Here is a 437-nt window from a genome sequence, read left to right as displayed (position 1 = left end):
CTATTAGATTTAGAAGGTTTTTTAGAAAGGTCATTCGTTGAGACGTTACGTTTTTTATATATTATGCAAGAGGAGAGCGGATTTTGCGAAATAATAGGTGGGAATGATAGATTACCAAAGTCTTTTTTACCACAATTAGAAGAAAATATTATATATAATCAAAAATTAATGAAGCTTCATCAACAAGCCAATAGTGTAACAGCCTATTACCGGAACGAGGAAACCTTTGAATATAGTAGTATTACAGGGGATTTAGTTATTGTTACAATTCCTTTTTCAACAATGCGATTTGTAGAAGTAGATCCATTTGATTCGATATCTCATGCGAAGTGGAAAACAATTCGCGAATTGCATTATATGCCAGCTACAAAAATAGGAATTCAATTTAAAAGTCGTTTTTGGGAGGAACAAGGGCAATTAGGTGGGAGAATTATAAC

General features: G+C 32.7%; 1 protein-coding gene. It reads left to right on the top strand.

Translation table 11 applies throughout. The features are described 5' to 3' along the window. Positions 1-437: flavin monoamine oxidase family protein (locus AC1DJR_RS33545; protein WP_477004627.1), on the top strand; the 437-nt coding region annotated here is incomplete at both ends.

The sequence above is a fragment of the Bacillus sp. 05T31 genome, assembly GCF_056396725.1.
This window is presented reverse-complemented; position numbering and strand designations above follow the sequence as displayed.